The organism is Aeoliella sp. (genome assembly GCF_965227375.1).
Taxonomy (GTDB): Bacteria; Planctomycetota; Planctomycetia; order Pirellulales; family Lacipirellulaceae; genus Aeoliella.
Window position 1 is genome coordinate 138,398 of the sequence record NZ_CBDDFX010000001.1, and the last position, 15,952, is coordinate 154,349.

At 54.9% G+C, this 15,952-nt stretch carries 14 protein-coding genes; 2 read left to right on the forward strand and 12 right to left on the reverse strand.

The annotated features are described in order from the left end of the window. Nucleotides 1-38: 38 nt before the first annotated feature. Entirely contained in the window at nucleotides 39-1,076 is a 1,038-nt protein-coding gene (locus ACQK2L_RS00705; RefSeq protein WP_425395013.1) for a hypothetical protein, read from the reverse strand. Nucleotides 1,077-1,582: 506 nt separating this feature from the next. Here ACQK2L_RS00705 and ACQK2L_RS00710 point away from each other — a divergent pair. Further along, nucleotides 1,583-2,596 (forward strand): glycosyltransferase family A protein, encoded by a 1,014-nt coding sequence (locus ACQK2L_RS00710; protein ID WP_425395014.1) that lies wholly within the window; start codon nucleotides 1,583-1,585, stop codon nucleotides 2,594-2,596. Nucleotides 2,597-2,693: 97 nt separating this feature from the next. Continuing rightward, nucleotides 2,694-3,521 carry a glycosyltransferase domain-containing protein gene (locus tag ACQK2L_RS00715; protein WP_425395015.1) on the forward strand — a complete coding sequence of 276 codons (828 nt, stop codon included), beginning with the start codon at nucleotides 2,694-2,696 and terminating at the stop codon, nucleotides 3,519-3,521. 165 nt (nucleotides 3,522-3,686) lie between these two features. Here ACQK2L_RS00715 and ACQK2L_RS00720 read toward each other — a convergent pair whose 3' ends face one another. The 11 genes from ACQK2L_RS00720 to ACQK2L_RS00770 form a co-directional block, all read right to left on the reverse strand. Next, entirely contained in the window at nucleotides 3,687-3,863 is a 177-nt protein-coding gene (locus ACQK2L_RS00720; protein ID WP_425397404.1) for a hypothetical protein, read from the reverse strand. Between the two features lie 152 nt (nucleotides 3,864-4,015). Next, nucleotides 4,016-4,216, reverse strand: a complete 201-nt coding sequence (locus ACQK2L_RS00725; protein ID WP_425395016.1) for a helix-turn-helix domain-containing protein — start codon at nucleotides 4,214-4,216, stop codon at nucleotides 4,016-4,018. Nucleotides 4,217-4,535: 319 nt separating this feature from the next. Next, a complete protein-coding gene (locus ACQK2L_RS00730) occupies nucleotides 4,536-5,381 on the reverse strand; it encodes a hypothetical protein (RefSeq protein ID WP_425395017.1) in 846 nt (281 codons plus the stop codon). Nucleotides 5,382-5,423: 42 nt separating this feature from the next. After that, nucleotides 5,424-6,167, reverse strand: coding sequence for a hypothetical protein (locus ACQK2L_RS00735; protein WP_425395018.1), 744 nt, complete (start codon nucleotides 6,165-6,167; stop codon nucleotides 5,424-5,426). Next, complete coding sequence (locus tag ACQK2L_RS00740) at nucleotides 6,157-7,644, reverse strand: type IV secretory system conjugative DNA transfer family protein (protein ID WP_425395019.1); 1,488 nt, start codon at nucleotides 7,642-7,644, stop codon at nucleotides 6,157-6,159. Before ACQK2L_RS00740 ends, ACQK2L_RS00735 begins: the two co-directional genes overlap by 11 nt. A 143-nt stretch (nucleotides 7,645-7,787) precedes the next feature. Then, entirely contained in the window at nucleotides 7,788-8,411 is a 624-nt protein-coding gene (locus ACQK2L_RS00745) for a hypothetical protein (RefSeq protein ID WP_425395020.1), read from the reverse strand. 224 nt (nucleotides 8,412-8,635) lie between these two features. Continuing rightward, the gene (locus tag ACQK2L_RS00750) at nucleotides 8,636-9,241 is read right to left on the reverse strand and encodes a hypothetical protein (protein WP_425395021.1); all 606 of its coding nucleotides are present in this window, start codon (nucleotides 9,239-9,241) and stop codon (nucleotides 8,636-8,638) included. An 11-nt stretch (nucleotides 9,242-9,252) separates the two neighbouring features. Continuing rightward, nucleotides 9,253-10,020 (reverse strand): hypothetical protein, encoded by a 768-nt coding sequence (locus tag ACQK2L_RS00755; protein ID WP_425395022.1) that lies wholly within the window; start codon nucleotides 10,018-10,020, stop codon nucleotides 9,253-9,255. A 174-nt stretch (nucleotides 10,021-10,194) separates the two neighbouring features. Continuing rightward, nucleotides 10,195-10,365 (reverse strand): hypothetical protein, encoded by a 171-nt coding sequence (locus ACQK2L_RS00760; protein WP_425395023.1) that lies wholly within the window; start codon nucleotides 10,363-10,365, stop codon nucleotides 10,195-10,197. 524 nt (nucleotides 10,366-10,889) lie between these two features. Further along, nucleotides 10,890-12,023 carry a hypothetical protein gene (locus ACQK2L_RS00765; protein WP_425395024.1) on the reverse strand — a complete coding sequence of 378 codons (1,134 nt, stop codon included), beginning with the start codon at nucleotides 12,021-12,023 and terminating at the stop codon, nucleotides 10,890-10,892. Between the two features lie 29 nt (nucleotides 12,024-12,052). Next, nucleotides 12,053-15,688 carry a CHAT domain-containing protein gene (locus ACQK2L_RS00770; protein WP_425395025.1) on the reverse strand — a complete coding sequence of 1,212 codons (3,636 nt, stop codon included), beginning with the start codon at nucleotides 15,686-15,688 and terminating at the stop codon, nucleotides 12,053-12,055. Nucleotides 15,689-15,952 lie beyond the last annotated feature (264 nt).

Genomic DNA, 15,952 nt, shown 5'->3' on the forward strand with positions numbered 1-15,952 from the left:
TCAGTACAACCACCTGTCAGGTGCAATTTGCTAAGTCTTCACCCACAAGGTTCAAAAGGCACATCCCCTTGAAGGTTCCCCAACACCAGCTTGCCGATGTAGGCAGCGGCTCCCTCGGGGGGGCGGAATAGGTTGCGATCGACAAACTTTTGATAGGCTCGTTCGTTCAACGGACTGTCTGCAACCCGAGTCAGCTCCCCTTGTGAGATGGCAAAGACCTTCCTGTTTCGTTGGATATGTAGACGAAATGGCGTCTGTGGATGGTGTTCGTACCAGCACACGATTCTCTTTCTCATCACGGCCGCTGGAATCATCATCGACGACGGGGATGGGAAAATAGTGAACTTGGCACGGGCAAGTAACGCCAGATTCTCCTCAGTTGTACCTCCAGCATGGACGCGAGTGACCGAGGGGTCGAGGTCACCGAGCTGATCTAGCCGCTTCCGCGGATGAGGACGAATCACTAGTTCCATACCGTGGCCTTTTATCCACCTCTGGAGTTTCGCCAATCGTCGTGGATAATCGTCCAGCTCTTCATACCGGTCGTTATTACCCGTATACAATATGGCAAGCGGTTCCTCGCTTCTTTCGTAGTGTGCTAAGCCATCCAGCCTGGGAGCTCCTCCAATGGTTAAGGGCCCATTGCAGCACCCCGTGGTCGGATTGCCCTTCATTATCCTTCGACTCTCCTTGCCCCACATGAAATGCGCCCTTGCACCTCTGATATCTAGACGATACTCGTGTCGCTTTCCGTAACCTGGCATCATCTGAGCAGCATGCTCAATCAGGTAGAATGCAATATCACGCTGGTTGCATTTTTCTACTACATCTGGTTCCTGTCCCCACCAGCATTGGCTCATGATCACCGCATCCGGTCGTAACTCTCCCCTCATGAACTCGCTATAAGGAGAATCTCGTCGGCCCAGAAGCACTCGTTCAACATGATCATGATCGCCTAGTCGTGTGTAGTAAGCAGAGAAATCGACTTGATGGCCTCGCGACTCAAGATAAGAGGCGATCGGAAGCAGATTCTCAGAATAGAACTGGCGCAAAGACGAAAACACTAAGAAATGCATGGCAGTCCGGGCTCTCCGTGCAACGCGCTGATGCGAATTTGGCTTCACCCTCCCGCCATCAGATGCGCGTATCAACGCCAGGAGAACTGCCTGACTATCCGGCCCGGCTTCTCAACCTGCCGATACCCCGAGTCCGGCTATTCTACAATCGTCCTCAAAGGAGAATTCCCAGTCATCGCATACTCGGATTAATGCCTTTCCCCTATTCCCCAAGTCACGGCATCAAATCGTGAGCCTACAGGCACGCAAGTCGAACGCCGTTCAATATGCTGGTTCTGAAGTATATTGAGCAAAGCACACTCATGCAATAGAATGCCCATCGTTTCCTAGTTTCTCGTTCCACAAACCGATCTTCGCCGACTAGTTGAAGTCAGTTGTCCATCGAGCTTGTTCCAGGCAACCAATGACCACCTGTCCTTCAATTCTTTCGGGCCGGTCGGGCTACAGCTTGAGTACCGACGTCCTGTCCTTTTGGCAGTTTAGTCTCCTTCAGCGGATCAACGCGGATGAACAAGGAGTTGGGAATCGTCACTTGTTTCTTCAATCCCTGTCGGTATCGTAGCCGGCGTCGCAATCTTCACGCTTGCTTGAAGGGCATCCAGGCGAGCGGTGCCAGAATCCTACTCGTGGAGTTGCTTTTTGGATCTGCATCGAGTGAAGCCCCCGCGGGCGACTATGAGCTACTACGGCTCCATTCTGAGAGCGTGATGTGGCAAAAGGAGCGGTTACTCAATGTCGGAACGAAAGAACTCCTGAAGGACTGTGACTATGTTGCTTGGATCGATGCAGACATCGTCTTCGAGAATACCAGTTGGCTACGCAACGTTGTGCGGGCGCTGCAGGAGCATACTGTGGTGAGCGTTGCCGGTAGGGCCTACGCATTTGGCGAAACCATTGAATTGCCAGCTTGCAGATTACTGCGCCGCAGCCAGCTGACCTCCATCGGCTCCGGATATGGGTGGGCTTACAGAGCCGAATTGCTAAATCGAGTTGAATGGTATGACAAGTTTATTGTTGGAGGAGGAGACTCTGCGCTCTTCTTTACTTCCTTAGTGGGTTCTGCTTCGCAACGGCCCGGTGGCACGTGGGTCTGTATCGACCTTAATCGGCCCCTGGAACCCGAAGTGTTCCACTGTCTTCAAGACGTTTGCGACGTGTACCGAGCCCCAATTGGCCCCCAGCACTTTGCTGCTCCCTTGGAGATCTGGAAACAAATTGAATACCTTGCGAAGGGTATCGGCAGCAATGCCACAGCTGACTACCTCCGCTGGTCCAGAGATTGGGTTGCTGCCATGGGTAGTGGGACTGTGGGATTTGCCCGCAACAAGATCACCGTACTGCCTCACGGGCGGCGGCAGGACCGTCGGCACCAATCAAGAAGAAGCATACTTCCGAGACACAAATTCGACCCGAAAGCCGATATTGTTCATGATGGCGGTGCTTATTCTTGGTCCAGTCCGAAACCGGATCTCCATCGCGAAGTCCTGAATTACTTTAGCAGCCGCAAGGAAGATGACTGAACTATCGGCTTCTTCGAGTTCCTGTGCCTTACCTTGGGAGTCCATAAGTCTACCCGAGCTTGATTAGTCCGCGATCCTCCCCACAATCAATGTAGCCATGCCTCCAAGAACGGATGGTGATTCGCCCCAAGGCGATTCTCTCGATTTCTCTCGTATCGAGAGTCGGGGGTCGAAGAAGCCGGTCACAACACTCCATTTTAATGGTCTTCGCACCTGCAAGCGGGCCACCTATGTAGAGTCCAATCAACGGTATTGGAATTGGGTTATCCGCTATGCCGAGCAAAAAGTTCGGGCGTCACAAGACTGGTTTCAGGACGTAACGATTGTTACTTGGAACAATCGGGCAGTACCTTGCCTGCTCGAGCGTTTTGCGGCGCACGCCTGTATTCCAATCACTGTTCTGGGACGCGAACTTTCTGTGTGGCAAAACGCCTACAAATTATTGACTACTTTCGATTATCTACGAAGTTGCCCCACTAGGTATGTGCTCTGCTTGGACGGTGATGATTGCCTTCTCTTGAACTCTCCCCAATCTGCGATTCGCTTGCTGCACGAAAAGGGCTCCGCTATTCTTTTTGGAGCCGTCCCTACCATGCATCCTCGAAGCTTGTCCATCCAGAAAGACTTTGAAGCCGGCACAGCGCCACGTGACGCCCCCGCAAAGTACCTCAATTCCGGGCAGTGCATCATAGACGTACAGGAAGGCCGAGATTTGTTTGAAGAAGCTTTGCATACGCCCGGGCTGCATTCAAACTCTTGCGACCAGGACCGCTGGCATCAGCTACTCGTTCGATATCCGACGACGATTCAGCTCGATTACTACGGGGACGTGTTCGTCGTTTGCAATGCGTGGACCGATTGTCGGAATCTTCTGGCTTTTCGACGAGATCTGAATCTCGATAGCACTTCTGCGGGCGTTGACTGAGCATTCCAAGCAACCGAGAGCCAGGACAACTCGACTCTCCTACTTCTTGGTCCCGTTATTCGCAAACAGTTTGCCTCGAAGGACGAATGCCACTGCGGCGACTGAGAGCGCCATGCGTATTGATGCCGGTTTCAGCACGACAGCAACGCTTGAAACGAAAACTCCTCACCAGCCGTCGTCAAAACATGCGTAGAAAGCTAACATTCCGGCGTCGTAGAAACCGCCAACGAATAACGATTCGATCGTGCGATAGTCTTGAACGAACGGACCGTCGCTCACGTCTATCATATCGCCTTCGATCCCGGTGAGTCGTAACGGACACATGCGAGCCTCCGCCCAAATCCCTTAACTGTTGGTGCTATCCACACCATCGCCATACAGCGACGCGGCAGACACCGTTTGTCCGTGGAGATTGGTACCCACGTTCGCTGAAATCTTGTGGCATTCTAATTCGGATGTACTGTACTTTCTGCTAGATGGTCACTATCAAGCATCTAAAAGTGTCTGCGTACATTACGAGGTAGTTTGGTCGGTTCTCGCTTTTGGAGTTCAAGATACTTGATCAAGTCCTCTTCACCCACCCGCTTGCAGGAGGCGATTTCGTAGCACGGAATCTCTCCGCGGGCGACGAGCCGGTAGGCGAGGCTCACACTGATGCGGAGTCGTGCAGCGACCTCCTTGATCGTGAGCAGCATATAGTAGTCCTCCTCAGGTGGCGTCGATGTCGGTGCCGTGAACTTGGCTTTTGGCCGTTGGTTTCTGTTTCGGAGCCGCCAGCGGCGAGCCAGCTGCGCAGACCATGGCCAGTTGCATGGCCAGCCTCGGTTCAGGCGATGGACCTCAGAATGGACTCCTGTCGCTAGAATTCGGTAGTCCGGTTTTGAAGCACCGTCGTCACCACCACTTCCAGTATCCTCGAACCACTCAGATGATCCATGGCAACAGCGCTGCCACCTGCCTTGCTGACAAGAGAGCAGTCTTTTGAGAGTCTTCAACGTTCAGTTCATGCTCACTTTAGGTGGCAGTGGACGCATTCCGTCCAAACAACACCTGTGCATTTGCCTCGAATACGGCCAACGCAAATCCCCGCGGTGTTTCACTACGTCGATTAGCTCTGTCTTTGGAGGGTGGCATCCGGTGCATCTTGGAGCCTTCTGCAGGTTCCACCGGCTTTCGCTCCGGCATGATAAAGTCGTTTCCCGTCCACAGACATGTTTTCTTGGTGTAAGCGTCGCCAGGTGGATCCAGCCATCCACCAAACTCACAAGGATCAAATGTGTGGTCCGGTTTTCGCCAGTAACTGGAATAGACCGACACAGGATTCTCGATCATCCAAGGAGCCTTCGACCACTCGCAGATACGTCGGCAGGTTTCGAGCAGATCGACAGCTCTCGACAAGCCACCAATCCCCTTCTTGCGAAACCATCGTGCCCCACTAACAGCAACGTTCGTGCACTCTGGAAAAGCAAACACCATGGCGTACCGCTGCGGAGGAGGAAGCCAAGACAGCAAGTCGGCCCCAATGTAGGTGATGTTCCCTAGCTGACGTGATCCCTTGTGCTGAAGGTCGACACAAAGGCATTCAAACCCCGCGTCAGCCCACGGTCGAACCATGTTCCCCGTTCGGTCACAGAGGCTTAACACCGTTCCCTTCGAGCGAACCCAGCGCAAGATTAGGTGCGCCACTGGTGTGGGTATTTTGTGTTTGCCACTCGACCAACGATGGATCGACATCAGAGGCATGCCAAGGCGGGAGGCCAATGCAGTTTTCCACTGTTGTCCAAATAAAACGCTACAGGTTTTGGCGAGTTGCCCGGCGGTCATCGATCGATCTTTCGTATAATTCGTATTTGACTTCATCGGTAGTTTCCGGTGGAGTTGTTTGAGTGTGTGGTTAGTGGGCTAAGCAGCATCTATATCAGTGCCGCCAGCTGGCTGGCTGGAAGCGGGTTTTTGATCGGGCGCGGTCAGAATGACGGCCGCCGCACAGACCATCGTCATTTGCATGGCCAACCGGCTGTCGGCCTCTGTAATCGGGATGGATCTAAGCAGGGAGCCTTGTCGGTCAAAGTCGATACTCCGGTTTCGATACACGGTCGTCAGCACGACTTCCAGCATCCTCGAATCCCTCACATGGTCGGTGGGAAACTTGCGCTTCGCACCGAGGCTCCCTGAGTACGCGATCGCCTCCCGGTCGGGCTGCACCACAAAGCGGATTTTGACGTAGGCAGTTTTCCACCCTCGCCAGATAACCACCGGCCTAGGAAATAGATGACTGCGAAGGACCACCAAGTGCGGAGTAAACCGGAGGCTGGTTCGAGTGCAGAAAACCTGCCGTGCCAAGAAGGGTTGCAGCGTCAATGGAAACGTGAAGCGGACAAGATAAAACGGCAAGACCATCGCATACAAAAGCGCCAGCCCGCGGAACATCGGATCGACGATCGGAAGCTTGACCCACAGCAGGCAGACCAACAGTCCGAGCGTCACCCACGTCGCCAGTTCGGTCGTATAAATGGCCCACTCCACACTCCGCCAGGTCGGGTGGCGCAATGAGACCTTGGCGGAACGCTCCCTCGGATCAAACATCAGTGGGGGATGCGACGGCAGGCCGGGAGCCACGATGCGCACTTTGCGGTTACTCTTCATCGTATTTCCCCCGGAACAGTTCGTGCTTATCATAAAATGCCCGCTGTGCGATAATCGGACGGTACCCAGGCCGCAGAATCAGTTGTCGCAACTTCTTGTCATCGCGGGCGAAGTAGCGACCGATCTCCTCGGCTGTCATCAGGGGATGATTGGCGAGTGACCACGACTCGCCGGTGGCCGCTTGCTTCGCGGCTTGTTCAAACGTGGGAGAGTTCGTCGAACGGGTAAGCGTCAACGCTTGGCCCAGCCGCTTGGATACGTACTCCAGCGTGGTGTCGTCGCCGCAGCCTAGAATCTGAACAAGTCCGGCATTCGCGATGAAAGTCTCATAGTTCTTCTCGTAAGCGCTTAACTGGCTTAGATTCTGCAGCACTATATGGAGCTTGGCCCCCATGCCTGCCACTTGCGCTATGGCGGTCTCCACCGCGCTCAGTTTGGATAGGGCGTGGAATTCATCGAGGACGAAAACGCATTGATTTCCCACGAGGGTTCGCTCTTCTTCGCAGGCCACCAGGGCCATTTGCACGAGCAGTCGCATCCAGCCTCGGAGGGCGTCCATCCGTAACGCGGGTAGCGTGACGTACAGCGTCACGAACTTTCGTTTCAGGTCCCGCAAATCGACCGAGTCACCGCGGAGCACGTCTCCCATGCATTCGTAGGAGATAAAGTCGAGGTGTTTTCTCAGATTCGACAGCACACTGCTGAACTCACCTCCCGTGCGGTCGTAGAACTGACGCGCGGCGGCACGGATCATGCCACCAGCAGCGTCATTGGCCAGCATTTCCTCTTCGAGCCAGTATCGTTGTGGGTTGTGGGGATCCGGCGTGGCAAGTTCGGAGGCCAGCTGCCACACCGTCACCAAGTCCCTCCTCCCCTCATAGTTCACATGCGTGGCTACATGTGCGCACAGTCCGCCGCACATCTGCCGGGCGGTTTCACTCCAATGCTCTTCCTGTTGATTGCCGGTCACGATCAATGAGTCGGCGATCATCCGGGCATTGGCAACGAACGTTCGCCACTCGGACTGGAGCAACATTTCAATCGGGTTGTAGACGCAGTGGAAACGCTCGGTGCGACTGCCGGAACAACGGAAGGGGTCGAGCACTCCCACCCAATCCTGCCCCAGCCCGTCCGCTCGCCATCTAGCCGTGAAACGCGCCAAGTCACCCTTAGGGTCGATGCAGAGGACAGATGTCTCCTTCGGTAACAAGATCAAATTCGGTACCAGCCCTGCCCGGCCCTTACCGCCACGGCTGTACGAGAGGGTCATCAGGTGCTGGTCAGTGCCCACGCCCAGGGGTGTGCCCCCCTCGATCCAACGGTTGGGTCGACCGTCGGGCAGCCGGGTGCCGGTGACCACCGAGCCACCCACCACGCCCAGGAAGTATTTTGATGCTTTATTCTTCTCGGGGTCGAACCGTAGCGACTCGGTCGCCAGCAGGTTCCGGGGATGCTCGAAGTGAGAGTTGGAAGGCATGCCGACATAGTCCGCGCTCCTGCCCCGGGGAAGATCGCTCACAAGATCCTCCAGGGAGTCGACGGCGGCAGCTTGTTCGCTAGATACAACCATTTCTTTCTCTATTGCCCCGCGCGTGTGAATCTAAACTGAGATATGTCCAATCAGTCGAATCGAGGGAGCTGTGGGTTCTCGACGATGTCGTTCTCGATCAGGTACATGCCCGGCTCGAATCCGGCCGTCTTGAGAATGCGATGCCAGCGATCGATTTCATCGTCGGCAACGAAGTACAGCGCCAGCGCGCCGCCACGTTGCTGATAGTCTTTCAAAGCCTCCAACAGTTCACTGCCGGACTGCTGGCGAGCTTGGCGATCAAGTTGGTTGTCCTGCATGTCACTCAAGATGACAGTCAACAGCCGGGTGTTCTCGGTGACACCCTGTAGGGAACCGACATAGTTCAGCGTGTCGGCCGTGGCTTGATAGACATGAGAGCCGCCGCCATCGGCGTGTTCGTGCAGGAACGCGCTCAGCTCAGCGGGCGAGTGGAAGCGGCTACGCAGCTCACCCGGGCGTCCTTCGAAGAGGATTGTGTTCTCGTTGCCACTCAGCTGGGCGATGACCACTCGGGTCTCCCCGCCCATGCTGGTAGTGAAAAACTGGTCCATCAATTCGAGAAACAGATCGTAGGCGCGATCGTCCCACTCGCCGCAGAAGGAGCCCGATTGATCGACCACGATCGACAAGGCTGCGTCCAGCTCTTGGACTTCAAACGGTTTTTGCTGGTCCATCGGTGGGTTCTCGATGCAACCGCTCGAGATGACCAAGAGGCCCAGCAGAAAGATGATAATTACCAGTAGGCACCCATCCCCGTCGTTATGCGGACAACGAGGGGGGCAACCCACACAACGGTTTCCATAGCGGATAGTCATTTTCTTAAATCCTCGGGTTGTGCGGTACGAACCGCGGTGATAATGGCCGCGCACCGGTAGCGCGGTGTGTTCAATGACTCAGTTCAGACTGTGCCGGAGCACTTGTAGTCGGCCACCCAGGCGGCGTAGGCTCCCAGGCAGGCCAGCCAGACCGCCGTTGCCACGGCGGGTACATAGGCGGGGGTCTCGGTCCAGCTATTGGCAGCCTTGCTGGCCAGCCCGAGATAGAAGATCCCCGCGTCGCCGCCGACGATCACGAGGGCGATGGCGGACAATAGAAAAAAGAGGATCGGGTTCTTGTTGCGCTGCTCAGTCAGGTTGCCGTTTTCCATCAGGAGCATGAAAAATCGCACGTACACCATTTCGACCGCGACTAGCAGCACGAGCGAGCAGAGAATCGCCAGGTCTAGTTTGTTGAAGCCACTGTAGTTGCGCAACAAATCTGCGCCCGGAATTGGCAGGGAGTGCAATCGCATGCTGGTGATTCCCAGGAGCGTTCGCCAACCTTCGCCGCTGATCACCAGGCAACAGGTGGCCGCCACTGGCGTCACCAGGGCGTTGGCGCACCAGAAGCCGATTTGTTGCTTGGCTGGTTTGCGGCGGCGGAGTGGTTTGGAGTTGGGCGGTCGTGCGTCGCCGGTGGGCGATTGCGGGAACACCTCGTCGAATTGTCCGAGATCATCAGTCATGGTTCGGGCTCCTAAACTAGGTTGAGATCTTCCAAGTCTGGTCCCGCCACGTCGCAGAGGTTGCGATAGGCGGCCAGCGCTCGTTCCAGGATGGGGATGTACAGCGCTGGATTGGTCTTCGCTTTCGGGTTCGCGGATTCGATGATCACGCGGGTGTCCTCCTCGGTGTGTCGAAACACCTCCTTGGCAGGTGGGCCTCGACGCTTGCGGCCCGGTGCGCGGACGTTCTTGGCAGCGGCCTTCTTGCGGGGAGTGACTGGAACCGGCTCCTGCTCGACGTCGTCGACATACTTGCCAATCAGTTCCTTGGCGCGTTTCTCGTCGACTAGCTCTCCGCTTCTCGCGATTTCGATGGCTTCGTCACGCGCCGATTGCGGGACACGTTCCATCGCCAGCAAGCGCAGCGATACCGTACGGAACCACTGCATGAGTTCCGGTTCTGCCAGCAGACTCTTCGACCAGTACTCGAAAACCCGGATACGGTCGTAGGCCTGGTTGGTCGCGATGCCCAACTCTTGGCAGACGTTGTCGAATAAGCCGGTCCGACCGTCCTGCTTGGTAGCCAGCAGATAGAACAGGAGCAGTCCGCCTTGGTGCAGCCGGGTTTCGACTCCAGCCGACCGGAGGGACTTGACGGTCCAGCTGCCCAGGCGGGTAACGTGGTTGTCATTTAGGTTCTTGGCGGCGGCTTCGAGGTCGACCTTGGTCATGCTGTTGATGGCCAAGATGATCTCTTTCACCGGCGTATCGGCTTCGATTAAATCGATTAGATGGGACATGGGATTTGGGTGCGGATGGGTTGAGGGATAACAGGGGAAGATCGGGAGTCGGCGGTCCCGCGGGGAGAGCCGCCGAACATCCCGAGCTAGTGGTAAGGTGACTACATGGGCGATGGCGGCGTCCGGCGGCGGGGTTGCCGCTGCGCCGGACGCCAAACCAAGGCAGGGAGGCGGCTACCGCTTGGGAGTAACCTCGGTTCGCGATTTGTGGTTGACCGTGTAGCCCTTGGGCTTGAAGGCTTCGCAGAACGCGGCGACCATCCAGATCAGGCCGACCACGAGGATCAGCGCGCCCCAGGGGAAGCCACCTTCAGCAGCTTGGGCAACCAAAAAAGTTGAGTTCATGGTTTTCTCCTTTCCCTCGAATACGGGTGGGAAACGGCTTGGCAGGGTTCGAGCGGTCCGGCGGTGCCGTGTGGTGGGGTGATTTGGTTAGTCCGTGGATGACGAAGAATTGGAGCGAGGGTCTAACGACCTCATCCGACGATTACTAGCTTGGGAATCCATGCCATCGAGATACTTGTGCCACCGCTGCAGCTCCGCATGATGGAGGCGGAGCATTGGAACGTCCTCCGACGTGAAGCCAGCCTTTCGTAGGAGGCTTGGATCGATGCGGAGAATCTGGTCGGCCAGATCGCGGTACCAATTTGCCGCAATGAGCAATGCCAGTGCGGCTCTCACCAAATCAGATTCAATTTCATCCAAAGCGACCGAAGCATCCGTTTGTGCGTCGTTTTTTCTCACAGTTTGTCCTCCCGCTTCCTGAGTTCAGTGCCTGGGGAGAATTGCCCCACAGGAAAGTGGCGTACGCCACCTATGCCTGGAATCATATTGTGGCGTACGCCACTGGTCAACCAAAAAAGAGAGAATTAGGCCTCTGGATCGGCGGTAGTAGCCTTCGAACGCCGCTTTGCCTGGAGAAGGGGGAGAGAAACTGGGCGTTTCAGTCGATCTTGGCTTTTATCGGCGGAGGCTATTTTGAACAAGAAGCTGTTGCCCTTCTTCTCGAAAGAAACGGTACATTCTGGCCACTCTTCCGGCTTCATTCCAGGCTGTACCAGCCGAAGTTCGACACCAAGCTTCCGTCGGAAGTACTGGATAGCGTGGGCAACGAAAGGACGGTCTTCGCTAGGGGTAAGTTCACCCGCCTCAGAGGCTTGCTCCTTCAGCCACGAGTTGAAACCTCTGATTGTCACCTTTGTGTCTAGACTACCAAACACCAGTACGTGGTATCCATCGATTTCCTGTTTTTTGAAGTCTTCAAGCAACTCCAATTGTGCCGCGTGGGACACCTTGCCCCACAAGTGCATGATGTCGGCCTTATACTCGGTCTCTTGATCTCGGTTGTCTCGTAGCGAAACTGCTGGAGGCCTCCCTACCTCTAGCTCCCCATTTTCTACCTCTTGCTGCGGAGAGTCAACTCTTTTTGCAGGCTTGACTTCCGTATCTGCTACTAACCGGTGAATGCCGACAGGTTCATGGGGAATATCTGAAACTGCATCCGCTTGACCGGTTCCACCAAGACTGAATACTGTAATTGGAATACTAGCTGCAACCTTGCACAGCATCACCCAAAAATGGGAGATTCCTTCTGAACTGCCTGTTGGGCCAAGATGGCCGCCTTGAAGCCTATTCTTAAGGACGTCCTTTGCCTCAGTGCATTTTTCGCGCGCGGCAGCCAAGTAGAGAGCATCGGCTAGCTTCTTCTCAAGGTTGTCAAGAGTTCTTACCACTTGAGGAGCGCTAGCATCGAGTCCAGCCAGTTGAGAATTGATCTCTTGGAGTACTTGCAGCAACTCCAGATCGGACAACATGGAGACCTCTTTGCCATCACTCCAGAGCGCAAGTAGAACCTCAAGATAGCTCGGCAGGTAGTTGCGGTACTCGCTATCGAGAATCTCCCGAAAGGCATGCGTGTTGTACACATCTGGTTGGACTGATTCACCACGATGCTCGCCGGTCCCTTCCTTTGCTTCGTCTCGCTTTCCCGGTGAGTTTGGCATGAGCAAGAGGAGGCAGATTCAGCCTGCGACTAGTCTGGGTAACCCGACAGTTGGAATCCCGCCCAATAATAGGTGGAAGCAAAAGGCGATGACTGTTTGAAATCGTCCATCCAATCGCGAAGACTTAGCAGCTTCGCCTTGGTCAGATCGATGCTATCAAGAAATCGGATGTTATCCAAGTAGTCTAGCACAGCCTGGCCGTTTGTGAGGCAAACCCCTGTGCTGTCAGGGACTCCGCGCAGCCAGTTCTGTGACTCTCGTAGCGATTGTCCCGCTTCCAGACCCTGGCTCAGGTGCCAGTAGAAGCGGTCAACCAGTAGCGTGGTGGCCAAGTCATGGACTTTCCACAAGCTGCTAATGACGCACCGCGCTCCCGCGCGCAAGAACGCCTGCGGGAAACCCACATGGTCATCAAGTTCATCAGAATTGACCAGACCCGTCTGGCACGCTGCCAGAAATGCCAAACGCGTCCCAGGAAGTCGCAGACTCACGAATGCATCACGCAACGTCAGCGTATTCGAGCGTTGCTCCTGGCCGAACAGTGAATCCAGTGGACTCTCCTTATTGAATTGGCATTGCCCGCCGTAGTGCCAGATATCGACATCCGCGGACACAGATCGGAACTCGGATGGGTCAACCGTTTCAACCGAGTGGCGGTTTACTCCGCTAAAATGCGATTCTACACGAGCAAATCCCAACTCGTGGTACTCCAAGTTCTGGTCTGGGATATCCAGCCAGAACACCTGGTTTCGCTTTGCATAATTGCGCGATGCGGTCGCGCAGTAGACGGCCAAGCTAGATTCTATCGATACTTCGTATCGATCGGCCAAGCGATTGTCGTCATCTATCCAGCAGGCGTTCCACGGAACCAAATGCAATTCTCGATGGGGAACGATGAGGACGCGCCGCGTGCCCGGAGGCAATCGTCCCGCGAATGGCAATGTGAATAAACTGGATACATCCTGAACAACACTGTCGATGTTCTCGTCCTGAGAGTGCAGGCTTCGGTTTTCACCTACCTGCCCAATGCTCACCAACCATCTCTCGGCGATGGATCGCAAAATATCCCGCCGCGTTTCCGGCAAGAGCACGCCTTCTAAGCCAGACGAAGTCAAAGTAATAGCCACCGTCCCCCAGTCTGTCATCGTATACTGGATGGCAACAGTCTCCGGGTCGGGGAATGCGGCGCGGAGTTGGTCGACAGTTACGTCGTTAGAGGTTCCTTCGGGATCGAACAGCGGATCGTAGTTTTTGCGAATCTCATTGATGGTCTCTTGATAGATGTCGCATTCGGCGTAGTAGCTACCCTTGATTTCTTCAAGGCTTTCTTCAAATGCACGGTTGCTTAGCTCGAAGCTCCCTGGTCCCCCCTCCGCCGGTAGGAATCGCGCACGAGGAGATTCCAGTTCTTGCATCCGATCAGCCAAAATACTCAAGTTCTTCCGGGACACCCGGAGCCGCTCTACCAGCTTCGATGGCGTGTTAATTGGTTCGGGGCGCTCTTGCAGGGCATCCAGCAAAGCACGAACCCTGCCTCGTTCGCTATACAGAACGGCGGCCTCCAGCTTGGCCTCATCGTCCTTGTCATGATTCCACATCTCAAAACAACAAATCACCAATAGCTGCAGCACATGTGGAATATTGCGTTCAAAGCTGAGTCGCCGTTGCCCTGGATGTAAGAAGCGATACCGCAGATTTTCGCCGATTTGGGAGGCCTCTTCCAACCACCCATAAATCTCCTGGAGGCCTGCTAAATCAGAGGTTTCGATGGCGCTTGTCAGTCCAATCTCCGCGTACTCAACATAAGCACTTACTCGTTGTTGAAGATAGGCTTCCGGCTCCCGTTTTCCAACCTCTCGGAATCCTTCCGCTGCCGCCTGCAACATCTCCTTGCCGGGCTGTAATTCACCAAGCACCAGCAACAATTTGCCCAAGGCTTGCCTCGACAGCGCCAATTCCGCAATCGCCTTCAGTGAATTTGATCCCGCAAGATCACTACGAATCTCAACTGCCTGGCGCAACACCTCCCCACCCCTGCGAATGTCTTCACCTTTGCCGCGGTGGAGGAGCGAGCAACCCAAATCGTGTAGAGCATCGCCTAAACCTTGGTGGACTTCTTGCTGATGCAGCTCCGCGATCCGTTCCTCCAGCTTAACGACTTCTTCCATGATCTCGATGTTCTCATCATCGTCCCCCATTTGCATCAATGCATAGCTGTAGTTGGACAGGACAACGGCCAACTGCTCGAGATCTTCGAGCAAGCCCGAAAGTGCCAGTTCTCTTTGCATGGTCACCGCGTGGGCAAAAGTCGAGCGAGTAGCCACATTGTCTCCCATGGAGTTTAATACCGTGGCCAGACCGCAGAGAGATTTTGCCAGTTTGGCTCTGTACCGATGTGGCTGGTCAGCTACCAGAGTCTTCTGTATCTCGATAGATTTCGTAAAAGCATACCTTGCTCCCTCGAAATCACTCATTTGGGCACACGTATTAGCCAGGTTGAACCACGATCTGCCTGCTATCTCGCGAGACTCTTCGTCGGTAGTTTCCGGGAGACGTTCGAGCAGCTGCAAGATTCTATCTCCCAGAGCCCGCCCTTCTTCAAACTTGCCCAAGTCGTTCTTAACGCACATTAGGTTGCTGAGCGTACTAGCCAACCGAAGTGAATAGACAGCAGGTAAGCTGGCGGCCAATGCCTCTCGGATTCTTAATGCCTTGTCAAAGGCGTCTTCAGCCTCGCGGTATCTGGCTTGGCAACTCAGCAGATTACCCAAATTGTTGAGGCAAGCAGAAAGCGAGGCGTCGTCTGTCGCCATGCCGGATTTAGTCGGCGCTTCCAAGATGCCAATTGCCTCGTTCAGGTGGTCTTCGGCTGGCGAGAAGTCACCCAGCTTGTGCTCGAAGTCGGCTAGATTCATCAGGCAATCTGCTATGTCTTTGGGGTCTCTCAATGACTGACGTACCGCCAATTCCTGCATCGCATTAGACCGTGCTGACTCGTATTCTCCGAGATCAGCGAACGCAATACTCAATGAACAAAGCGTATCGGCAAATGTTGGTGCGAATTCCACCTCGCGCCCCGCGAGCACCTCAAGCCCTTCGAGCAAGGTCTCCTTCGCCCGTTCGGGATCTCCCATGAGTTGCAGCAGCCTACCGTAGGCGTGCAAGCTCTTGGCAACCTTTTCGTCGAATAATTCACCGTACTGTGCGGCTAGCTTTCTGCGGATGGCCAAAGACTCTTCATAGGCAGCAAGTGCTGTGGCGTAGTCTCTCAAGTCCGCAAGAGTGTTCCCGTAGTTGCGCAACCTCAGTGCCAGAGTGTCCAAGTCGTCCTCAGTACCATCGGCGACCTCCTGTCGGACTAGCTCTATCGCTCGCTCATGGTAAGATTTCGCAACCGAAAAGTCCTGCAATTCATCTAGCACCGATGCGAATCTACCAATTAGGTGGCTGTAGGCCCCAGGGTTTCGTTTCTTGCAGTCTTCCGGCAACTGCTCGAATAGTTGGATCGCTTCTTCATAGGCGATGCGTGCCTCATTCATGTTTCCCGTATTGAGACAGTCTTCCGCTCGTCGCACTGTCTGCAAAAACTCATGCTGAGCCTTGATGCTGCCGCCAAGGATTCCTGCTACGAATCCGACCGCGTTTTCGAGAATCGACTTTGACATGGAATTTCTCCGCAAGTCTTCAGGAAATAGGGCTGTCTACGACTATTACTGATCGTTTTGATCGGGTATCGACTTCCGCACGAGCTTCTCATGGAAACACCGGTGGATCTTAGAATGGAGATGCAATCTTGTTTAGCACCGATCGCTTAGTTTGGCAAGCTATCCCATGTGTCCACCCCACTCGTGTGCCTTAGTCGAGAAATGCTTTGCCCGAGAGATTTGTCCGCGCTAGGGTGGTTTTATGACACTTCCTGCTCGCTGTGA